Source organism: Microbispora siamensis, assembly GCF_016863095.1.
Taxonomy (GTDB): Bacteria; Actinomycetota; Actinomycetes; order Streptosporangiales; family Streptosporangiaceae; genus Microbispora; species Microbispora siamensis.
Window position 1 is genome coordinate 72565 of the sequence record NZ_BOOF01000033.1, and the last position, 21316, is coordinate 93880.

21 protein-coding genes and 1 riboswitch are annotated in these 21316 nt (G+C 71.6%); of the genes, 15 read left to right on the forward strand and 6 right to left on the reverse strand.

Annotated features, from left to right (window positions below):
• The 12 genes from Msi02_RS27055 (at position 1) to Msi02_RS27105 (ending at position 14209) form a co-directional block, all read left to right on the forward strand.
• Complete coding sequence (locus Msi02_RS27055; RefSeq protein ID WP_204050872.1) at positions 1 to 1017, forward strand: MvdC/MvdD family ATP grasp protein; 1017 nt, start codon at positions 1 to 3, stop codon at positions 1015 to 1017.
• On the forward strand, positions 998 to 1969 hold the full coding sequence (locus Msi02_RS27060) for a TIGR04500 family putative peptide maturation system protein (protein ID WP_204050873.1): 972 nt from the start codon (positions 998 to 1000) through the stop codon (positions 1967 to 1969). Before Msi02_RS27055 ends, Msi02_RS27060 begins: the two co-directional genes overlap by 20 nt.
• Positions 1966 to 2142, forward strand: coding sequence for a hypothetical protein (locus Msi02_RS43480; RefSeq protein WP_179155037.1), 177 nt, complete (start codon positions 1966 to 1968; stop codon positions 2140 to 2142). The genes Msi02_RS27060 and Msi02_RS43480 overlap by 4 nt, the downstream gene beginning before the upstream one ends.
• Complete coding sequence (locus Msi02_RS27065; RefSeq protein ID WP_239108741.1) at positions 2139 to 4268, forward strand: peptidase domain-containing ABC transporter; 2130 nt, start codon at positions 2139 to 2141, stop codon at positions 4266 to 4268. The genes Msi02_RS43480 and Msi02_RS27065 overlap by 4 nt, the downstream gene beginning before the upstream one ends.
• 120 nt (positions 4269 to 4388) lie before the next feature.
• Positions 4389 to 4955, forward strand: coding sequence for a cardiolipin synthase ClsA (gene clsA / locus Msi02_RS27070; protein ID WP_079313915.1), 567 nt, complete (start codon positions 4389 to 4391; stop codon positions 4953 to 4955).
• Positions 4956 to 4958: 3 nt separating this feature from the next.
• Positions 4959 to 7463: a mannose-1-phosphate guanyltransferase gene (locus tag Msi02_RS27075; RefSeq protein ID WP_204050875.1), complete on the forward strand. Its 2505-nt coding sequence runs from the start codon at positions 4959 to 4961 to the stop codon at positions 7461 to 7463.
• Positions 7464 to 7824: 361 nt separating this feature from the next.
• Positions 7825 to 8328 (forward strand): FHA domain-containing protein, encoded by a 504-nt coding sequence (locus Msi02_RS27080; protein WP_079313913.1) that lies wholly within the window; start codon positions 7825 to 7827, stop codon positions 8326 to 8328.
• Between the two features lie 19 nt (positions 8329 to 8347).
• Positions 8348 to 9004, forward strand: a complete 657-nt coding sequence (gene ftsR / locus Msi02_RS27085; protein ID WP_079313912.1) for a transcriptional regulator FtsR — start codon at positions 8348 to 8350, stop codon at positions 9002 to 9004.
• Positions 9005 to 9080: 76 nt separating this feature from the next.
• Positions 9081 to 9551 (forward strand): bifunctional nuclease family protein, encoded by a 471-nt coding sequence (locus Msi02_RS27090; RefSeq protein WP_139577972.1) that lies wholly within the window; start codon positions 9081 to 9083, stop codon positions 9549 to 9551.
• A 155-nt stretch (positions 9552 to 9706) separates the two neighbouring features.
• On the forward strand, positions 9707 to 10324 hold the full coding sequence (locus Msi02_RS27095) for a MerR family transcriptional regulator (RefSeq protein ID WP_030506528.1): 618 nt from the start codon (positions 9707 to 9709) through the stop codon (positions 10322 to 10324).
• Positions 10325 to 10478: 154 nt separating this feature from the next.
• A riboswitch (glycine riboswitch) is annotated at positions 10479 to 10570 on the forward strand.
• 182 nt (positions 10571 to 10752) lie between these two features.
• Positions 10753 to 13578, forward strand: a complete 2826-nt coding sequence (gene gcvP, locus Msi02_RS27100) for an aminomethyl-transferring glycine dehydrogenase (protein ID WP_204050876.1) — start codon at positions 10753 to 10755, stop codon at positions 13576 to 13578.
• A 91-nt stretch (positions 13579 to 13669) separates the two neighbouring features.
• Positions 13670 to 14209, forward strand: a complete 540-nt coding sequence (locus Msi02_RS27105) for a hypothetical protein (RefSeq protein ID WP_079313910.1) — start codon at positions 13670 to 13672, stop codon at positions 14207 to 14209.
• Positions 14210 to 14223: 14 nt separating this feature from the next.
• Here the strand turns inward: Msi02_RS27105 and Msi02_RS27110 are convergent, their stop codons facing one another.
• Positions 14224 to 14631: a hypothetical protein gene (locus Msi02_RS27110; protein WP_204050877.1), complete on the reverse strand. Its 408-nt coding sequence runs from the start codon at positions 14629 to 14631 to the stop codon at positions 14224 to 14226.
• A gap of 93 nt (positions 14632 to 14724) precedes the next feature.
• Between Msi02_RS27110 and Msi02_RS27115 the strand changes: the two genes are divergently transcribed.
• Positions 14725 to 15321: an alpha/beta hydrolase family protein gene (locus tag Msi02_RS27115; protein WP_204050878.1), complete on the forward strand. Its 597-nt coding sequence runs from the start codon at positions 14725 to 14727 to the stop codon at positions 15319 to 15321.
• On the opposite strand, the gene Msi02_RS27120 is transcribed toward Msi02_RS27115, so the two are convergent.
• Together Msi02_RS27120 and Msi02_RS27125 are read right to left on the reverse strand one after the other, a co-directional pair.
• On the reverse strand, positions 15308 to 15508 hold the full coding sequence (locus Msi02_RS27120) for a DUF5999 family protein (protein WP_079313908.1): 201 nt from the start codon (positions 15506 to 15508) through the stop codon (positions 15308 to 15310). The genes Msi02_RS27115 and Msi02_RS27120 overlap by 14 nt on opposite strands.
• A 322-nt stretch (positions 15509 to 15830) precedes the next feature.
• Complete coding sequence (locus Msi02_RS27125) at positions 15831 to 16406, reverse strand: TetR/AcrR family transcriptional regulator C-terminal domain-containing protein (protein WP_079313907.1); 576 nt, start codon at positions 16404 to 16406, stop codon at positions 15831 to 15833.
• A 114-nt stretch (positions 16407 to 16520) separates the two neighbouring features.
• On the opposite strand from Msi02_RS27125, the gene Msi02_RS27130 reads away from it, so the two are divergent.
• Positions 16521 to 16973, forward strand: a complete 453-nt coding sequence (locus tag Msi02_RS27130; RefSeq protein ID WP_204050879.1) for a hypothetical protein — start codon at positions 16521 to 16523, stop codon at positions 16971 to 16973.
• 163 nt (positions 16974 to 17136) lie between these two features.
• On the opposite strand, the gene Msi02_RS27135 is transcribed toward Msi02_RS27130, so the two are convergent.
• From Msi02_RS27135 to Msi02_RS27145, 3 genes are all read right to left on the reverse strand, one after another.
• Positions 17137 to 18516, reverse strand: a complete 1380-nt coding sequence (locus tag Msi02_RS27135; protein WP_204050880.1) for an RNA polymerase sigma factor — start codon at positions 18514 to 18516, stop codon at positions 17137 to 17139.
• A 168-nt stretch (positions 18517 to 18684) separates the two neighbouring features.
• Positions 18685 to 19065 (reverse strand): hypothetical protein, encoded by a 381-nt coding sequence (locus Msi02_RS27140; protein ID WP_079313904.1) that lies wholly within the window; start codon positions 19063 to 19065, stop codon positions 18685 to 18687.
• A 39-nt stretch (positions 19066 to 19104) separates the two neighbouring features.
• Positions 19105 to 20289: an AMP-binding protein gene (locus tag Msi02_RS27145; protein WP_239108742.1), complete on the reverse strand. Its 1185-nt coding sequence runs from the start codon at positions 20287 to 20289 to the stop codon at positions 19105 to 19107.
• A 103-nt stretch (positions 20290 to 20392) separates the two neighbouring features.
• Between Msi02_RS27145 and menB the strand changes: the two genes are divergently transcribed.
• Complete coding sequence (gene menB, locus Msi02_RS27150; protein ID WP_142560577.1) at positions 20393 to 21223, forward strand: 1,4-dihydroxy-2-naphthoyl-CoA synthase; 831 nt, start codon at positions 20393 to 20395, stop codon at positions 21221 to 21223.
• The last annotated feature ends 93 nt before the right edge of the window (positions 21224 to 21316 follow it).

The following is a 21316-nucleotide window of genomic DNA, read 5'->3' on the forward strand; positions in this document are numbered from 1 at the left end:
ATGTCCGGCGAGATACTCATCCTCACGATCGACGGAGACCTCCATGCGGAGCACGTGGCCCGTCTGCTGGCCGCGCGGGGGGCGAAAGCCGTCATCTTCGACCCGGCCGACTATCCGGTCCGCGCTGTGCTCGACGCGGCTTACCACCGTGACGGGCGGGTGCGACGGCGGCTGCGCACGGAGACGGCGGACGTCGATCTCGACCATCTGACGGCGGTGTGGTTCCGCCGGCCCCAGGCTCCCGTCGCGCATCCCGAGATCGCCGACCCGGTGGCACGTGCCCACATCGAGCAGGAGTGCGCGGTGTTCGCCGGGGACCTGTGGGAGCAGCTCGACTGCCGCATGGTTCCCGCGCCCAGGGAACGGGTCAGGCTGGCCCAGCGCAAGTCGTCCCAGCTGCTCCTGGCCGGTCGTCTCGGATTCGAGCTGCCGGAGACACTGATCACCAACGACCCCGACGAGTTCCTGGACTTCTACAACCGGCACCAGGGCCGCATCATCACCAAGCCCTTGGGTGTTCCCACGAGCGTCCGCGCCGACGGGGAGGGCGTGGCCCGGATGTCGGAACCGGTGTCCACCCGGGATGCGGCGTACGCGGACGCGATCAGGTTCGGCCCGGTCGTCATGCAGGAGTACGTGCCCAAGCGGGTCGAACTGCGGGTGACCGTCGTGGGACGGGCCGTCTTCGCGGCGGAGATCCACTCGCAGGAGAGCAATCACACGAGGCTCGACTGGCGCCGCTACGACCCGAGCAGCACGCGCCATGAGGTGCACGAGCTGCCCTCGGAGGTGGCCGAGCGCTGCACGCGGATCGTGCGGCGGCTCGGCCTGCGCTACGGAGCGATCGATCTCATCCTGACCCCCGACGGGCGTTACGTCTTCCTCGAAGTCAACCCCAGTGGCCAGTGGCTCTGGATCGAGAAGGCCACGGGCCTGCCGATCGGCGCGGCGTTGTGTGATCTGTTGATGTACGGCACGGTCGGAGAGGAGACCGCGCATGTTGCCGGACGCCCTTGAAACCCTCCGCGGCCTGGACGGCGTCGACCCGTCCGAGGCCCAGGAGCACCTGCGGGAGTTGCGGGAGCGCCATCCCGGCGTGCGCTTCCGCCTGCTGTGGCAGCGGGAGGACTACGACGACTCGCTCCACTACGACCTCCTGATCAAACGGCCGGGGGAGGGGACCGTCTCGCTGTCCTGGTGCCCCGACCGCGCCCTGCCCTGGCCCCTGCGGGGCGTGCAGCGGGCCGGCGAGATGCTGCTGCTGCGGATCGACGGAGTCGGGGTCAAGGTGGTCGACGCGGTCGCCTGGCTCGACTTCCTGTGGGACGAGGCCCGGCTGGTGGACCGGATCGTCGCCGCCGCCCTCGTCCAGGCCGAGATGGAGGAGGCGCCGGTCGAGCTGTCCGACGACGAGATCCAGGAGGCGGTGGACGCGTTCCGGCGCGCCCGGGGACTGCTCACCGCGGAACGGACGCGCGAGTGGATGGACCGCCGCTCCCTCACCCTGGTGGACCTCCAGGAACTGGTCGCGGGGGAGGTGGCCGCCGCCCGCGTCCGCGAGCGGGTGACGGCCGGACGGGTCGAGCCGTACTTCGAGGAGCACCGGGAGGAGTTCGCGACGGCCCGGGTCGCCCGCCTCACCTTCCCCGACTCGGAGACGGCCCGGCGGGCGGCGGCCGAGATCGACGCCGGAGCCGGCTTCTTCGCGCTGGCGGAGCGGACGCGCGGCGCCCGGCTGGTCGTCGAGGACGTGCCCGCGGCCGAGATCGGCACCGCCCGCCCCGGCGACGTCGTCTCGCCCGCCCCGGACGTCCTGCTCAAGGTGATCTCCGTGGCCGGCGCCGAGCTCGACGCGGACACGCGCCGCCGTGTCGAACGGCGGGTCTTCGACCTGTGGATCGATGAACGCCGCCGTTCCGCGAAGATCGAATGGTTCTGGGGAACCACGGCGCGGACCGGCACGCTGTGAACCGGCAGATCTTCCGCGCCGAGGCGCTGCGCCGCCATGCCGCCCCGCCGCCCGCCGCGGCCGGTGTCAAGGAGGTCGGCGACCGTACGCTCGTCCTGCTCTGGTGCGCGGTCGCGGTGCTCACCGCGGGGCTGGCCGTCCTCACCGCTCTGGTCCTGAGGGGTGGCGGGTGAGACGGGTCCCGGTCTTTCTGCAGAACTCGGCGACCGAGTGCGGCGCGGCCTGCCTGGCGATGATCCTGTCCTTCCATGGCCACCGCACCACCGTGCAGGAGGTCGCCGACCACCTCCAGGTGGGCAGGGACGGCCTGAGCGCGCTGGCCATCGTCCGCGCCGCGCGGGAGTTCGGCCTGAACGCCAAGGCGTTCTCGCTGGAGCCGGCCGATCTCGGGCGAGTGCCCATGCCCGCGATCGTCCACTGGGAGTTTCAGCACTTCGTGGTGGTGGAGCGGTGGACGCCCGACCACGTGGACATCGTGGACCCCGGCCAGGGACGCAGGCGGCTCACGCCCGCCGAGTTCGACGCCGGCTTCACCGGCGTGCTGCTGGCGTTCGAGCCCGAGCCGGGGTTCCGCCGCGTACGGTCCAGCGCCGCGCGGGCGTGGCGGCGTGACTTCCTGCGCACGCTGGTGTTCCGCAGGAAGGGCCTGCTCGCCCAGGTGCTCGCGGCCTCGGTGCTGCTCCAGGTGCTCGGCCTGGGGCTCGCGACGGCGTTCCAGATCGTCGTCGACCGGATCCTCCCGCGCGGGGACTCCGGGCTTCTCACGCTGCTCGGCGTGGCCGTGCTGGTCGCCGTGGTCACCCAGTTCGCGGTGGGCTACCTGCGTTCGGTGCTGCTCGTCGCGCTCCGCTCGCGCACCGACGGGGAGGTGACGCGGAACCTGGTGTCGCACCTTGTCGCACTGCCGTACCGGTACTTCGCGGTGCGCGGCAAGGGCGACCTGGTGAACCGATCGAACAGCGTCATCGCCCTGCGCGAGACGCTGACCGGGCAGATTCTCTCGTCGCTGCTCGACGGGCCGCTCGCCCTGGTCTACCTGCTGCTCGTCTTCGCCCGGGACCCGGTCTTCGGCGGCTTCCTCGCGCTGCTCGCCGGAGGGCAGGCCGCCCTCCTGCTCGGCACCGCCCGCCGGGTGGGCGACCTGACCAGGCGCGAGCTGGCGGCTCTCGCCGTCACGCAGGGCCGGCTGATGGAGGCCGTCGGCGGCATCGAGACGCTCAAGGCGTCCGGGGCCGAGCCGCGGGCGATGCAGCGGTGGTCGGACCTGTTCGCCCGGCAACTCGACGCCGACGTGCGGGGAGGGCTCGTCCGGGGGCTCATCGAGGCGGTGCTCGGGGCGGTGCGCTATCTCGCGCCGCTGGGGCTGCTGTGGGTCGGCGCGTGGCGGGTGCTCGACGGGTCGCTGAGCCTCGGGACCCTGCTCGCGCTGAACGCCCTGGCCACCGCCGCGCTCACCCCGATCGGCTCGCTGATGACCACCCTGCGCAGCCTTCAGCAGGCCGGGGCGCACTTCGACCGGCTGTCGGACATCCTCGCCTCCGAGCCCGAGCCGTCCACGGGGATCGAGGTGCTGCGGCTGCGCGGCGGCATCGAGCTGCGCGGGGTGGGTTTCCGCCACGACCCGCGCGGCCCGTGGACGCTGCGCGACGTCTCACTGGTCGTACGGCCCGGGCAGAAGGTCGCACTGGTCGGTCCCTCGGGGTCGGGCAAGAGCACGCTCGCCCGCCTCCTGCTCGCCCTGTACCAGCCGACGGCCGGGGAGATCCGGTACGACGGCGTTCCCGCTGCGGAGCTCAACCCGCGATCGCTGCGCCGCCAGTTCGGCGTGGTCACCCAGGAGCCGTCGCTGTTCACCGGGACGATCCGCGAGAACATCGCGCTCAACTTCCCCGAGGCCGGCATGGACCGGATCGCCGAGGCGGCCCGGCTCGCGGGCCTGCACGACGAGATCATGGCGATGCCGATGGGCTACGAGACGATCCTGGTCGAGGGCGGCGGCCTGTCGGGCGGACAGCGCCAGCGCCTCGCCCTGGCCCGCGCGCTGCTGCCCCGCCCCAAGGTGCTGCTGCTCGACGAGGCGACCAGCAACCTGGACAGCGCGACCGAGGCGGGCATCGAGGCCCGGCTGTCCCGCCTGACGCAGACCCGCATCGTGATCGCGCACCGGCTGAGCACGGTGCGGGACGCCGACCTGATCCTGGTCGTCGAGCGGGGCATGGTGGTGGAGCGGGGCACCCACGAGGAGCTGCTGGCCCTGGGCGGGCGCTACACCCGGCTCGTCGCCGCGCAAACGGCCTGAGGCCGCGCACCCGCGGCCGGGCCGCGGTGACGGCGCACCGGTTCGGCGTGGTCGGCAACGGGTTCAACCCCGTGGCTCCTGCCCGGAGCGACCGGGAGAGCGGCATGTAGGGTCTGGGGCGTGAACGCTGCCGAGGACCGGATCTGGACGGTGCCCAACCTGCTGAGCGCCCTGCGGCTGCTCGGCGTCCCCGTCTTCCTCTGGCTCGTGCTGGGTCCCCACGCCGACGGGTGGGCCATCGCGCTCCTGGCGCTCGCGGGCTTCAGCGACTGGCTCGACGGCAAGCTCGCCCGCGCCTGGAACCAGATCAGCAGGCTGGGCCGGCTCATCGACCCGCTCGCCGACCGGCTCTACATCCTCGCCACCCTGATCGGCCTGGTGCTGCGGGGCGCCGTCCCCTGGTGGCTGGCGCTCGCGGTGCCGCTGCGCGACGTGCTGCTGCTGTGGATGCCGCCCGTGTTGCGGCGGCACGGCTACGGCCCGGCGCTGCCCGTCCACTTCCTCGGCAAGGCCGGCACTGCCGCCCTGATGTACGCGTTCCCGCTGCTGTTCCTCGCCTCTCACGAGGGGTGGTACGCCGAGATTGCCGCGATCTTCGGATGGGCCTTCGCCATCTGGGGAACTGGTCTGTATTGGTGGGCGGGGGTGTTGTATGTCGTACAGGTGCGCCAGCTAACGAAGGGGTGACCCGTGAAGGCCGTCGTCATGGCGGGCGGGGAGGGGACACGGCTGCGGCCGATGACCGCGAACCAGCCCAAACCCCTGCTCCCCATCATCAACCGGCCGATCATGGAACACGTGCTCCGGCTGCTGAAGCGGCACGGGTTCACCGAGACCGTGGTGACCGTGCAGTTCCTGGCCGCGCTGATCCGCAACTACTTCGGCGACGGCGACGAGCTGGGCATGACCCTCCACTACGCCACCGAGGAGGTCCCCCTCGGGACGGCCGGCAGCGTGAAGAACGCCGCAGACAAGCTCCGTGACGACCGCTTCCTGGTCATCTCCGGCGACGCGCTCACCGACATCGACCTGACCGACATGCTCCGCTTCCACCGCGAGAACCGGGCGCTGGTCACCATCGGGCTCAAGCGCGTGCCCAACCCGCTGGAGTTCGGGATCATCATCGTGGACGAGAGCGGCCGCATCCAGCGCTTCCTGGAGAAGCCCACCTGGGGCCAGGTGTTCTCCGACACGGTCAACACCGGCATCTACATCATGGAGCCGTCGGTCCTCGACGAGATCGCCCCCGGCCAGTCGGTCGACTGGTCGTCCGACATCTTCCCGGAGATGCTCGAACGGGGGTGCCGGCTGTTCGGCTACGTGGCCGAGGGCTACTGGGAGGACGTCGGCACGCACGAGAGCTACCTCAAGGCCCAGGCCGACGTGCTGGAGGGCAAGGTCAAGGTCGACTTCGACGCGTTCGAGCTGGCCCCCGGCGTGTGGGCCGCCGAGGGCGCCTCGGTGGACCCCGAGGCCGTGCTCAAGGGCCCCCTCTACATCGGCGACTACGCGAAGGTCGAGGCCGGCGCCGAACTGCGGGAGTACACCGTGCTCGGCAGCAACGCCGTCGTCAAGGAGGGCGCGTTCCTGCACCGCGCCGTGGTCAGCGACAACGTGTACGTCGGCCCGGCCGCCCACCTGCGCGGCTGCGTGATCGGCAAGAACACCGACGTGATGACCGGCGCCAGGATCGAGGAGAACGCCGTCGTCGGCGACGAGTGCGTCATCGAGGCCGAGGCGTACGTCTCCTCAGGCGTGAAGATCTACCCCTTCAAGACGATCGAGGCGGGCACGGTCGTCAACACCAGCGTCATCTGGGAGTCGCGGGGCCAGCGCAGCCTGTTCGGCCCCCGCGGGGTCTCCGGGCTGGTCAACGTCGAGATCACCCCCGAGCTGTGCGTACGGCTGGCCAGCGCGTACGCCACGACGCTGCGCAAGGGCGACACGGTCGTCACCTCCCGCGACGCCTCGCGCGCGGCGCGGGCGCTCAAGCGGGCGGTGATCAGCGCGCTGAACTCCAGCGCGATCAACGTGGTCGACCTGGAGGCCGCCGCCCTGCCGGTCGCCAGGTTCAACACCTCGCGGGAGAACGTCAGGGGCGGCATCGCCCTGCGCACCACGTCGGGCGACCCCCAGAGCGTCGACATCGTGTTCATGGACGAGACGGGGGCCGACCTGTCCCAGGCGGCCCAGCGCAAGCTGGAGCGGGTCTTCTCCCGGCAGGAGTACCGGCGCGCCTTCCCCGGCGAGATCGCCGAGCTGACCTTCCCCGCCCGCGCCGTGGACACCTACGCCAGGGAGTTGCTGGCCTGCATCGACATGTCCGGGGTGAAGGACACCGAGATGAAGGTCGTGGTCGACTGCGCGGGCGGCACCTCCTCGCTCGTGCTGCCGAGCCTGCTGGGCCGGGCCGGGGTCGACGTGCTCACCGTGAACAACCGCCTCGACGACGCCTCGCCCACCGAGACGCTCGCCGAGCGCCGCCGCGACCTGCAGCGCCTGGCGGAGCTGGTGGCCTCGGCGCGGGCCGCCTTCGGCGTACGGTTCGACCCGGTGGGGGAGCGCGTCTCCCTGGTGGACGAGATGGGCCAGCTGATCAGCGAGGAGCGGGCGCTGCTCGTCGTGCTCGACCTGGTGGCGGCCGAGCGCCGGGGCGGCCGGGTGGCCCTGCCCGTCACCACGACCCGGGTGGCGGAGATGGTCTGCCGATTCCACGGCGTGCAGGTCGACTGGACGGCCACGAGCCTCGACACGCTGACGCGGGCGGCCAGGCACCCTGACACGATCTTCGCCGGCGACGGGAGGGGCGGCTTCATCGTCCCGGAGTTCGCGCCCACCGTGGACGGCCTGGCGGTGTTCCTGCGCCTGCTCGGCCTCGTGGCGCGCACGCGGCTGTCGCTCAGCCAGATCGACGCCCGCATCCCGGAGGCCAAGCTGCTCAAGCGGACCGTTCCCACGCCCTGGGCGCACAAGGGGGCCGTGATGCGCTCGGTCGTCGAGGCGGCCGAGGGCCACCGCCTGGACACCACCGACGGCGTCCGCGTCGTGGAGGACGACGGAAGCTGGGCCCTCGTCCTGCCCGACCCCGCCGAGGCCGTCACCCATCTGTGGGCCGAGGGCCACGACATGGACACCGCCCAGGCCCTCCTGGAGCGCTGGGCCCACGTCGTCGAACAAGCCGCCGGCGCCCACTGATATCCCTTCGGATACGCCGCGCGACCGTCCCGCGAAGCGGCTACCCCATTGCGAGGTTTACGGCGCGCAACCGCCACGCGAGGGGCGCGGCCGTGGTCTGGACTGACGAGCGAGGGGTGCGAGGAACGAGCGTCCCGAGCGAGGAGGGAAGACACAGCCTGAAAGCGCCCCGAGCCGCGCGAGCGGAGCGAGCGCAATCAAACACTGTGTGGCGGGATGGACCTTGAACCTCCGCTGGCTGTAGCGTTGGTCAGTCCACGCCCAGCCGCGGTCTTGACCTTTGTGCCTGATCAGCGTAAGTTGCGGCATTCGCAGTTTGAGCTAGTCCTAGAGCAAGTCGTGAGAGAGGCCGAGCCGTTCGATGCCCAGCGTCTACTGCACGCAGTGCGGTCATGCCAACCCCGAGGATGCCCGTTTCTGTTCACGATGCGGTTCGCCGCTGAGCGCTCCGGCGCCCGTCGCAGCCGACACGACCTCGACGATCTCACTCGAGGCGCTTGAGGCGGAGACGGGCCAGACGCTTCTGCCGGACAGAGCCGCCGTCGAGCAGTTGCCGCCCGGCACGGCTCTTCTGGTGGTCATGCGGGGTCCGAACGCGGGCAGCCGATTTCTGCTCGACAGCGACCTCACTACGGCGGGTCGCCACCCGGAAAGCGACATTTTCCTGGACGATGTGACCGTGTCCAGGAGGCACGTGGAGTTCTACCGGCGCGGAGGCCAGTTCACCGTGCGGGACGTGGGCAGCCTCAACGGCACCTACGTCAACCGGGAGCGCATCGAGGAGTCCCCGTTGCAGGGCGGCGACGAGGTGCAGATCGGCAAGTTCCGGCTGGTGTTCCTCACACGTGGTCCCGGAGGGCTGTGATCGGTGAGGAGGAGGAGTCATGAGCGCGCAGGCCGTACGGGCGTTCATGAGCATCGGGGAGGTGCTCGCCCTGCTGCAGGGCGAGTTCCCGGACGTGACCGTCTCCAAGATCCGGTTTCTGGAGGGTGAGGGGCTGATCGAGCCCCAGCGGAGCCCGTCGGGGTACCGCAAGTTCACCTACAACGACGTCGAACGCCTGCGGTACATCCTGCGTGCGCAGCGTGACCAGTACCTGCCGCTCCGGGTGATCAAGGATCAGCTGGACGAGCAGGCGGCCCGCCCGCACGCGGTGTCCGACGGCGCTCCGCCCGTGCGCCTCAGCCGGGAGGAGCTCATCGAGGCCGCCGGCATCGACGAGGAGACCCTGGCCGAGATGGAGAGTTTCGGCCTGGTCGCTCCCGTGGCGCGCCGGTACGACGGGGAGGCGCTTGAGGTCGCGCGCAGCGTGGGGGCGCTGGCGCGCTTCGGCCTGCAGGCGCGGCACCTGAGGGCGATCCGCGCCGCGGTGGAGCGGGAGGCCGGTCTGATCGAGCAGGCGGTGGCCCCGCTGCTGCGGCGCAAGGCGCCGGGGGCGATTGCGGAGGCGGACGAGACCGCCAGGGAGATCTCCGGACTTCTCCAGGAACTGCACAATGCGTTACTGCGTGGGAGTGTTCGCGGCGTTCTGGGGCGGTGACCGGCACATCCGCACCTCCGTGGGTGTTACGTTGAATGCCTGGTGATATGCCGCGACGCTTGAGACGGAGCCGCCCGTGTTGCAGATGGAGGTCGTGGGGGTTCGCGTTGAGATGCCCACCAACCAGCCGATCGTTCTCCTGAAGGAGACGAGCGGTGATCGGTATCTGCCGATCTGGATAGGCATGACCGAGGCGACCGCTATCGCGTTGGCCCAGGCGGAGGAGCCGCCGCCCCGGCCGCTGACCCACGACTTGTTCCGTGACGTTCTTGAGGCCTTGGGGGTGCGGTTGCGCACCGTCAACATCGTCGCGCTCCGCGATGGAATCTTCTTCGCCGATCTGGTCTTCTCCAACGGCGTGGAGGTCAGCGCCCGTCCTTCGGACTCGATCGCGCTGGCGTTGCGTACGGGTGCGACGATCTACGCGAGTGAGGACGTGATCCAGGAGGCGGGCGTGAGCATGCCCGACGACCAGGAAGACGAAGTGGAAAAGTTCCGCGAGTTCCTGGACAAAATCACACCGGAAGACTTCGGCCGGGCGGGCTGACGTGCCGGACGATTTCGGGAGATTACGCTTCACGACGCGCCGGACGGGGTCGTTGACTGACGATGGCCCCGGTCCTACGGTGCAAGGGAAACCACGGTTGTAATTCACGAACCCCCAGATCAGACCGTGGGATGAGAGAAAGCCGGAGGTCCGCAGTGGCGGTCAGCAGCGGCGAGGGTAAGTCGGCCGGCCAGCACGACCCGGTTCGGCAGGCGGCGCGCGAGCGCGCCGGCGAACAGGGTCTGCTGTTCGACGAGCAGCCGACGGCGCTGCCTCAGGGCATCGGATACCGCGGGCCCACGGCGTGCGCGGCGGCCGGGATCACCTACCGGCAGCTCGACTACTGGGCCCGGACCGAACTGGTGCTCCCGACGATAAGGGCCGCCCAGGGATCCGGGTCCCAGCGACTGTACAGCTTCCGCGACATCCTCGTCCTGAAGGTCGTCAAACGTCTTCTGGACACCGGGGTCTCCCTCCAGCAGATACGCACCGCCGTACGGCACCTGCGCGACCGCGGCGTCAACGACCTGGCCCAGATCACTTTGATGAGCGACGGCGTGAGCGTCTACGAGTGCACGAGCGCCGACGAGGTGATCGACCTGCTGCAGGGCGGCCAGGGCGTGTTCGGCATCGCGCTCGGGCGGGTCTGGCGGGAGGTCGAGGGATCGCTGGCCGAGCTTCCGGGCGAGCGCGCGGAGGCCGCTCCGGATGCGGAGGGGGACCATCCGGCGGACGAGCTGGCCCGTCGAAGAAAGGCCCGCAGGACCGGCTGAGCGGATGCCCCGGCGAGCGCTGGGCCGGGATCAGCCCGACCAGGAACGGCAGGGCGAACCATCGGATCGCGCCCGCGCCGCGGACTCGGCGCCGATCTCGAGCGGGGTGCGAACCGGGCGATCCGGGGTAGCCGGTAGAGTGGGACACGGCCGACGACCTCGTGCGGGAGAGACCCCTGGCCTTCAGGGGCGCCGAAGGAGCAAACCTCCCCGGAATCTCTCAGGCACCCGTACCGCACGGACGAGGCGACTCTGAAAAGCAGGCCCGCCGGCCAGGCGGTGCCTCACCGAAGGGGAAAGCCGGGCTCGACGGCCCGGTGAAGCTCTCAGGTCCGATGACAGAGGGGGAGACCGCTTCACGACCGGCCGCGCCACCGCAGGCGCCGGGCGGTCGCCGCAGGTCTCGACCCGCCCAGGAGGCCCCTGTCATGAGCGACCGGTCCACACTTCGCGATCTTTCCGCCCCGCCCTTCGCCACCCGCCATATCGGCCCCTCCGAGGGCGACCGCGCCCGGATGCTGGAGGTGGTCGGTTACGAGTCGGTGGCCGACCTGCTCGCCGTGGCCGTGCCCGAGGCGATCCGCACGCGCGGTCCGCTGAACCTGCCCGAGGCGGTGGGGGAGGCCGAGGCCCTGGCCGAACTGCGCGCCCTCGCCGGCCGCAACCGGGTGCTGACCCCGATGATCGGCCTCGGGTACTACGACACGATCACCCCGGGCGTCGTCCTGCGCAACGTGCTGGAGAACCCCGGCTGGTACACCGCGTACACGCCCTACCAGCCGGAGATCTCGCAGGGGCGGCTGGAGGCGCTGCTGAACTTCCAGACGGTCGTGTCGGACCTCACCGGCCTCGACGTCGCCGGCGCGTCCCTGCTCGACGAGGCGACGGCCGCGGCCGAGGCGATGACGCTGGCCCGGCGGGCGAGCAAGGCGAAGACCGACGTGTTCGTGGTGGACGCCGACGCGCTGCCGCAGACCAAGGCCGTGCTGGCGACCCGCGCCGAGCCGCTCGGCATCACGCTGGTGGAGTCGGACCTCGCCGGTGAGCTGCCCGAGTGCTTCGGCGTCCTCGTGCAGTATCCGGGCGCGAGCGGCCGGGTGGCGTCCTTCCGCGCGGTCGCCGAGCGGGCGCACGCCCAGGGGGCGCTGCTGGTGGCCGCGGCCGACCTGCTGGCGCTGACCCTGCTGGAGGCCCCGGGCGAGCAGGGCGCCGACATCGCCGTCGGCTCCTCCCAGCGCTTCGGCGTCCCGCTGGGCTACGGCGGCCCCCACGCGGCGTACATGGCGGTACGCGAGGGCCTTCAGCGGCAGATGCCGGGCCGCCTGGTCGGGGTCTCGGTGGACGCCGACGGCCGCACGGCCTACCGGCTGGCCCTGCAGACCCGCGAGCAGCACATCCGGCGGGAGAAGGCCACCAGCAACATCTGCACCGCGCAGGTGCTGCTCGCCGTGATGGCGTCGATGTACGCCGTCTACCACGGCCCGGAGGGCCTCAGGAGGATCGCCCAGCGTGTGCACCGCCATGCGGCCGTCCTCGCCGCCGGGCTGCGCGAGGGCGGCGTGGAGGTCGTCCACGACGAGTTCTTCGACACCGTGCTCGCCCGCGTTCCCGGGCGGGCCGCCCAGGTCGTGGCCGCCGCCGCGGAGCGGGGCGTGAACCTGCGCCTGGCCGGAGACGACCACGTCGGCGTCGCCTGCGACGAGAAGACCACCACGGAGCACCTGCGGGCGGTCTGGGCGGCGTTCGGCGCGTCCGAACTCGTGGTCGAGGACCTCGACCGGGTGACCTCCGACGCGCTCCCGGCCGACCTGCAGCGGACCTCGGACTTCCTCACCCACCCGGTGTTCCACTCCCACCGGTCCGAGACGGCCATGCTGCGCTACCTGCGGCGCCTGCAGGACAAGGACATCGCGCTCGACCGCTCGATGATCCCGCTGGGCTCCTGCACGATGAAGCTCAACGCGACCACCGAGATGGAGCCGGTCACCTGGCCGGAGTTCGCCTCGATCCACCCGTTCGCGCCGGCGGAGCAGGCCGAGGGGTACGCCGAGCTGATCTCGACGCTGGAGGGCTGGCTGGCCGAGGTCACCGGCTACGACCGGGTGTCGATCCAGCCGAACGCGGGCTCCCAGGGCGAGTTCGCCGGGCTGCTGGCGATCAGGTCCTACCACCGATCCAGGGGTGAGGACGGGCGCGACGTGTGCCTGATCCCGTCATCCGCGCACGGCACCAACGCCGCCAGCGCCGTCATGGCGGGCATGCGGGTGGTCGTGGTGGCCTGTGACCCGAACGGCAACGTCGACCTGGCCGATCTCGCCGCCAAGATCGACAAGCACCGCGACGCGCTCGCCGCGATCATGGTGACCTACCCGTCCACCCACGGGGTGTACGAGGAGACGATCGTCGAGATCTGCGAGCGGGTCCACGAGGCCGGCGGGCAGGTCTACGTCGACGGGGCCAACCTCAACGCGCTGGTGGGCCTGGCCAAGCTGGGCGAGTTCGGCGCGGACGTCTCCCACCTGAACCTGCACAAGACCTTCTGCATCCCGCACGGCGGCGGCGGCCCCGGCGTCGGCCCGGTGGCGGTCAAGGCCCACCTCGCCGACCACCTGCCGGCGCACGTGTCGGCCGCGCCGTACGGCTCGGCGGGCATCCTGCCGATCTCCTGGGCGTACGTCAGGATGATGGGCGCCGACGGGCTGCGGCAGGCCACCGAGCAGGCGATCCTGTCGGCCAACTACCTGGCCCGGCGGCTGGCGCCGCACTACCCGGTGCTGTACACCGGCCGGGACGGCCTGGTCGCCCACGAGTGCATCGTCGACCTGCGCCAGATCACCAAGGAGACCGGCGTCACGGTCGACGACGTGGCCAAGCGGCTGATCGACTACGGCTTCCACGCGCCCACGATGTCGTTCCCCGTCGCCGGGACGCTCATGATCGAGCCGACCGAGAGCGAGGACCTGGCCGAGCTCGACCGCTTCGCCGACGCGATGATCGCCATCCGGGAAGAGATCGCCAAGGTGGCGTCGGGCGAGTACGACAAGACCGACAACCCGCTCCGCAACGCCCCGCACACGGCCGAGTGCCTCACCGCCGACGAGTGGACCCACCCGTACTCGCGGGCGGTGGCCGCCTACCCGGTGCCCGGCCTGCGGGACGACAAGTACTGGTCGCCGGTGCGCCGCATCGACCAGGCGTACGGTGACCGCAACCTGGTCTGCTCCTGCCCGCCCCTGGAGGCGTACGAGGACTGATCAGTTGGGTATGTCGGCCCCGCCCGGCGGCCGGTCTCGTTAAGATCGCGGTGATCGTTTCTCATCACCTGCGACCATGCGAGGCCCCTGTATGACGGCCATCGATTCCGGGCGGCGGTCCGACCGGCTCGACCACGCGCGCCGGCTCGCCGAGGGCGGCGACCTCGACGGCGCGGCCGCGATCTTCGCGGAACTCGCCGCGGACGAGGACGCGCCGGACCGCGGCGAGGCCGGCGAAGGCCTGTCCGTCGTGGTCGAGCGGATGGCCGAGCGGCTGCTGGAGGACGGCGAGCCCGAGAGGGCCGCCGACGTGCTGCTCGAGGCGCTGTCGGTCAGCGCGGTGGCCGACCCGGCACGCCTGCGGGTGCTGCTCGGCATGGCGCACCTGGAGATGGCGTGCGCGCAGTTCGCCGGGGCCGTGGAGGACAGCCGCCAGGAGGGGGCCGACGCCGGCACCGGGGCGCTCGCGATCGAGCTGCTGGCCCGTACGCTGCCGCTGCGGGGCCGCGACGCCGACGCGGAGACCGTGTGGCGCTACGGCCTCGACCACCCCGACGAGGCGCTGGCCGACCAGGTGCGGCTGCGCCTCGGGCGGGACGTGCGCCCCGCCATGGAGGGTGTCGAGGGCTGAACCGCCGGACTGGCTCAGCGCTGGGAGCGGCGGCTGATGGCGTAGGCGAAGTTGACCGCGACGATCCCGCCCCAGGCGAGCAGGAGCCCCGGAAAGTGCCCGGCTCCGGCCGCGATGGCGGTCAGCGGGATGCCGATGCCGAGTGAGCCGAGGGCCAGGCCCACGGCGCCGTCCTTCTGCTTGGGCTGGTTGCCCGGGGGCTGGTGGTGCAGCTGGGCCGCCACCTCGTTGCGTACCCGCGCGGCGATCTCGACGTCGAGCTTGTCGAGGAACGAGTCGACCAGCGCGTCCTCGTAATCCGGGCCGAGGTCGCGGCGGGCCGCCATGACGGCGCGCAGGTCCTCGCGGGTCGAGGAGGCCGCCGGCGGCGGAGGGACGGGGCGCCCGGGCGCGGGCGGCTGCTGCGATGCGATGTCCGTCACCATGACATTCTGGCCCCTTTCACGGGGGCGTGCCATCCTCCGAACGGAGGGTCGCCTCCTCCCGCTTCAGTCGGACCCGCTACCGTCACCGGCATGGAGATCGAGACCCCGCACGGCCGTGCCCTGGCCGAGGTGGACGAGGCGGCCGATCCCCGGCTGCTGCTGGTCCTGACCCACGGGTCCGGGGGAGGTGTGGACGCCCCCGACCTGCTCGCCGTACGGGACGCGGTGCTGGCGGACGGGGGGACCGTCGCCCGGGTGACGCAGCCGTTCCGGTTGCGCGGCGCGCGGGCGCCGGGGTCGGCGGTCAAGCAGGACGAGGCGTGGCTGTCGATCGTCGCCGCGCTCCGCGAGCGCCACCCGGGCCTGCCGCTCGTCCAGGGCGGGCGGAGCAACGGCGCGCGGGTCGCCTGCCGCACCGCGCGTGCCGCCGGGGCCGAGGCGGTGGTGGCGCTCGCGTTCCCGCTCCACCCGCCGGGCAAGCCGGAACGGTCACGGGCGGAAGAACTGCGGCAGGCGGGGACCCCCGTGCTCGTGGTCAACGGGGATCGGGATCCGTTCGGCGTGCCGGACGAGAAGGACGCCGCACGTCTCGTGGTCCTCCCGGGGGAGGGGCACGAGTTCAAGAAGGACCCCGCCCGGGTGGGCGAGGTGGTGGCGCGGTGGCTGCGTTCGCCTAGGCCGCGCTGATGGCCATGTCGGTGGGGCGGTGCGGGGCGATGACGCCGCCGTCGGGCAGCAGCTCGCCGGTGTCCTCGAACAGCACGACGCCGTTGCAGAGCAGGCTCCAGCCTTGCTCGGGGTGACAGGCTATCGTGCGGGCGGCTTCTCGGTCCTTCGCGTCCGCGCTGGGACAGGCCGGTTCATGAGGGCACATCGCCGGGGCTCCGTGTCTTTATCGTTCGCTCGTTTTGTCTTCCGGGTGTCCGTGGGGTATGACGCACACCACACTGGACTACACCAGTTTGCGGCTCGGCCGCATCCGTACGACATAGTCAGTTCGGAGCATTTCCGCCGGTCGGGCAGGGGACCCGGCCGCACCCCGAGCAGGCTCACGCGCACTGATGTGACCTAGTACACAAGAATGCCCCATTGGAGGCAACGGTCCGGCCTCGACACGCCGACGGCCGGGTAACCGAGAGATCACAGATTCCGGTCACCGGAAGCGGTCGTTGTGGACGACCCGGAAACCCCAGGTCTCAGCCGCCGAGGCCGGCGATCAGCGCGTCGAGGCCGTGCTCGAAGTCGCGCTCGCCCTCGGCGGTGCGGGCGTCGCGCACTTCGGCGTCCGGGTCGGCCCATCCCGACTGCTGGACCTCCACCGCCACGCTGCCGAACACGTAGGCCCGCAGCGCCCGGACCGCTCCGGCCGGGTCGCCCGCCCCCGCCTCGCGCAACTGCTCGGTCTGCTCCCCGATCGCGATGAGGGCCGACCCCTTCGGCGGCTTGGTCAGGGCCAGCGACAGCACGCCCGGGTGCTCGAGTAGCGCCGCACGGCTCGCGCGGGCCCAGGCGCGTGCCCTGTCCTGCCAGGTGGCGGCGGTGGCCGGATCGACCTCCACGGTCGTCACGTGCTCGGCGAGGGCGTCCATCAGCGCCTCCTTGCCCCGCGGCAGGTGGTGGTAGATGGCCATGGCCTCCACCTGGAGGGCGTCGCCGAGGCGGCGCATGGTCAGCCGGCGCAGGCCCTGACCGTCGGCGATGTGCAGGGCGGCGTCGATGATCCGCTCGCGGGACAGGGGGACGGGTGGTCGCTTGGCAGGCACGGCGATCATGCTGCCACATTGGGCCTTACTTCGTAAAGGGCGGCGCACCCTGCGGTGCGGGCCCCCGCGCGGAGCGCGTACGCTACCGGTTGCGACGCGAGTTCGATACCGAAGGGGCTGACGATGGCGTTTTTCCGTCCGCGGGTGAGCCGGGAGGCGGAGGTCCGCTACCACGCGGATCTGGAGATCCGGAAGAACTTCGACCAGGTGCTGGAGAAGGTCCGGGTGGCGCAGCGGCGGTTCCAGGAGGCGAAGGCGGCGGGCGCGCCGCTCCCCGAGCTCCGTGAGGCGGCCCTGGGCCTCGACGCGGCCCTGACCGAGGCGCTGCGCGCCGCGGAGGCGGGCCAGCGCGCCACGTTCGGCGTGAAGTCCTACGACAGCAGGATCGCCCGGCGCAAGGCGAAGGCCACTCCCGATGGCGCGCTGTGGACCGACGAGGTGAACCGCCTGCGCACGCTGCGGGAGGCGCACCGCCTCAGCGGCATCCCCCGGGTGCCGCGCGCCTCCAAGACGGGCGACCCCGCCCGCCTGACCCCGCGCGACGTGCGCAAGGGCCTGGCCGCCGCGCACCACTAGGCAGGAGCAGGCCACGCAGGCCCGCCCGCTCCGCGCTGTGGGCGTTCCTGCACCGCCTCCGCGGCGGAAGAAGGGACGACCACCAGGCCGGCTGAAAAGCCGTACGGCCCGCACCCCCTGAGGGTGCGGGCCGTACGGATATGTGAATCAGCTGGCCCAGTTCTCAGCTGGCCCAGTCGAGCAGCGGGCGGGTGTTGCTCGGGTGGCGCAGCTTGGACAGCGACTCCTTCTCCAGCTGGCGGATCCGCTCCCGGGTCAGGCCCAGGTGCTTGCCGATCTCGTCCAGGGTGTGGGGCTTGCCGTCGGCCAGGCCGAAGCGCAGGCTCATGATCTTGGCCTCGCGCGGGGACAGGTTGCTCAGCACGCCCTTGAGCTGCTCGGCCAGCAGCTGCCGGTCGACGACCTCGGACGCCTCGGGGGAGTCGACGTCCTCGATGAGGTCGCCGATGCGGGTCTCGCCGTCCTCACCGATGGTCGAGTCGAGACTGATCGGCTGCCGGCTGGTGCGCAGCAGCTCCTCGATCTGGTCCGGGGTCTTGTCCAGCTCGACGGCCAGCTCCTCCGGCGTGGGCTCCCGGCCGAGCCGCTGGTGCATGTCACGCTCGACGCGCGACAGCTTCGACAGCATCTCCAGCACGTGGACGGGCAGCCGGATCGTCCGGGCAGAGTCGGCGAAGCCGCGCTGGATGGCCTGCCGGATCCACCACATGGCGTACGTCGAGAACTTGTAGCCCTTGGTGTAGTCGAACTTCTCGACGGCGCGGATCAGGCCGAGGTTGCCCTCCTGCACGACGTCGAGCAGGGCCATGCCGCGGTCGGTGTACTTCTTGGCCACCGAGACGACCAGGCGGAGGTTGGCCTCCAGCATGTGGTCCTTGGCCCGCCTGCCGTCCTCGATGACCCACTCCAGGTCCTCGCGTACGTGCGGGGGCAGGTGCTCGCCGTTCTCGAGCGCGGTCTCCAGCTTGTACTCGGCGTACAGACCGGCCTCGATGCGCTTGGCCAGCTCCACCTCCTGGGCGGCGGTGAGCAGGGTGCGGCGGCCGATGGACTTCAGGTAGGTGTGCACCGAGTCGCCCATGACCGAGGAGGTGTCGTCGAGGTCGAGCGTCTCGCCGTCCTCCGCCTCGGCCTCGTCGGCCTGCAGCTCCTCCTCGTACGGCTCCTCGTCGGCGGCCTTGGCCGTCTTCTTCGCGGCGCTCCTGGAGGCCGGCGCGCTCTTGGCGGCCTGCGCCGCGGCCTGGGCGGCCCGGCGGGACTTCCTGGCCGGCGCCTTGGCCGGGGTCCGCGCCCCCGTCTCGGCGGTCGTCTGCGCGCCCGGCTCGTTCTCCGTGCCGTTGTCAGCGGCCAGGTTCACGCCCGCCTCGGTGAGCTCGCGCAGGATCGAGCGGCCCTCGACGGGGCTGACGCCGGCCTTCGCGAAGGCCTCGCGCAGCTCCGACAGGGAAAGGCGACCCTGTGCACGGCCTCGCTCCAGCAGCAGGTCGAGCGTCGTCGGGGTCGCCTCGCGCTCGGGCGAGTCCGCCACGGCGGTCCGGGGCATGAGGACACCTCCTCCTTGCGGAGTTCATGGTTGGTTCGAGGTTTGTGATGCTTGCGATCGGGGCGCGGCGTCCGGCGGCTCAGCGCACCAGTATCAATAACGCTCTCGCGCCTGGTTTGTTCCCTCACCCCGCGGGGGAGGTCTGCCGGATTCGGCGGAGCGGCCCGGTCATTCGGGGATGATGACGCTGACCTCGGGCACCGGCATGGGGTCCGCGCCCTCGGTGCGCTCGCGCGTCCAGTATTCGGCGACCCCGTCCGGGTCGTCCGTGAGGACCTTGGACGTCACGCCGGAGTCGTCGGCCTCGGGAGTGGACCGCGCCCCGGTGAGGTCGCGGCCGGAAGCGTCGGGGGAGACCTCGACCGATTGCCCGTGGCCGCCCGTCGCGGGGCCGAGCTTGGCGGCGGGGGCGTCGCCCACCTTCGCGACGTCGTCCAGGCGGCCGGCGAAGGCGGCGGCCGTGATCGACGCTCCACCCACGATGACGACGCCGACGAGCACGGCGGAGGCCATCGTCTTCTGGGCCGGCGTGAGGCGGATCGGTTGCATGCGGCGTCCCCTTCCCCTGCTCTTACAGACGCACGAAGGTCATCCGCGGTTCCGGTTCTTGAGTTCGACCATATCGGGTTTGCCGTTCGGCAGGAGCGGGATCTGGGACACCAGCTCGACGGCGCGCGGCGCGGCGTAGGCGGGCAGCCGCTCCTTGGCGAAGTCCCTGAGCTCGCCGAGCGTCACCTCGCCGCCGTCGCGGGGAACCACGACGGCGACCACGATCTCGCCCCACTCGGGGTCGGGCCTGCCCACCACCACGACGTCGCGTACGGCCGGGTGCCCGGCCAGGACCTCGGCGACCGCGCCGGCCACGACCTTGCGGCCGCCGGTGTTGATCACGTCGTCGGCCCGGCCCAGCACGGTGAGCCGTCCGTCCTCGATCGAGCCCAGGTCGGAGGTGACGAACCAGCCGCCCTCGAAGGGCCGTTCCTCGCGCAGGCGGTAACCCGAGAACAGCACCGGGCCGGCGATCCGGACCCGTCCGTCGCCGCCGATCTTGACCTCGACTCCGTCGAGCGGCACGCCGTCGTACACGCACCCGCCGCTCGTCTCGCTCGACCCGTACGTGGTGACGATCCTGGCTCCCGCCGCGCGGGCCTCGGCCAGCAGGCCCGAGGGGGCGGCGGCCCCGCCGAGCAGGATCGTGCCGAAGGCCGCGACGCCGGCCCCCGCGTCCAGCATCCGCCGCAGCTGGGTGGGGACCAGCGAGACGTGGTCGGCCCCGCTCGCGGCGACGTCGGCGGGGGAGAAGCGCGCGTGGACGATCGGCTCGGTGCCGCACAGCAGCGACCTGATGAGAACCTGCGCGCCCGAGATGTGCGACGGCGGCAGGCAGCACAGCCAGCGGTCGCCCTCGCGGGCGCCGAGCCTGGCCAGCGAGGCGCGGGCCGAGGCGAGCAGCGCCTCGGCCGTCAGCTCCACCCCCTTCGGGGTGCCGGTGGAGCCGGAGGTCGCGATGATCAGCGCCGCGTCGGACGGCTCTCCGTCCGGCATGCGCCGGACGCCGTCGGCGGTGACGACGTGGGTGGGGCGCAGCGCGGCGAGCGTCGCCTCCAGCGCGGGCCGCGGCAGGTCGGGCGACAGCGGCAGCACGGTGGGCCCGTCGCCGGTCAGGGCCTGCCGTACGGCCTCGGACAGGGCGGGCCCCGGAGGCAGGACGAGGGCGTGCACGGGTCGCTGTCCCGGGCGGCGTCCCGGGTGGTGTCCTGGACTGCTGAGCACGGTCGTAAGGTTAGTCCCGGCGCGGTGGCCGGAGGCGACCGCCTGGTCTGTGACGGCGCCTGGTTGCTGACGGCGCCTGGTTGGTGACGACGAAGGAGCGGGTGTGACGAGCGGGGTCGACTGGAAGCGGTCGGGCGAGTACGAGGACATCATCTACGAGACCGCGGAGGGGATGGCGAAGATCACGATCAACCGCCCCGAGCGGCACAACGCCTTCCGGCCCACGACCTTGTTCGAGCTCCGCGAGGCATTCAACCGCGCCCAGGAGGACACCGAGGTCGGTGTGATCATCTTCACCGGTGCCGGGGACAAGGCGTTCTGCTCGGGCGGCGACCAGAAGATCCGCGGCGACGACGGCTACGTGGACGACAAGACCCACGGCATCGGCCGGCTCAACGTCCTGGACCTGCAGGTGCAGATCCGCCGCTGCCCCAAGCCGGTCATCGCCATGGTGGCGGGCTACGCCATCGGCGGCGGCCACGTGCTGCACGTCTGCTGCGACCTGACGATCGCCGCCGACAACGCGAGGTTCGGCCAGACCGGTCCGAAGGTGGGCTCGTTCGACGGCGGGTACGGCTCCTGGCTGCTCGCCGAGACGGTGGGCCTCAAGCGGGCCCGCGAGATCTGGTACATGTGCCGCCAGTACGACGCCCAGACCGCGCTCCAGTGGGGCCTGGTCAACGCGGTGGTGCCGCTGGAGCGCCTGGAGGAGGAGACCGTCCAGTGGGCCCGCGAGCTGCTGGAGAAGTCGCCCCTCGCGCTGCGCATGCTGAAGGGCGCGCTCAACGCGGTGACCGACGGCGCGGCCGGCATGCAGCAGTTCGCCGGCGACGCGACGCTGATCTACTACATGAGCGAGGAGGCCCAGGAGGGCCGCGACGCGTTCAAGGAGAAGCGCAAGCCGGACTTCTCGAAGTTCCCCCGCCGCCCGTAGAAGGGCGAGCGATGACGGCGGCCTCTCCGTTTTGCCGTACGCTTGCGGCTGCGGGAACGGGAGGAGACGGGCGGGTGGACAGGAACCGGGCCG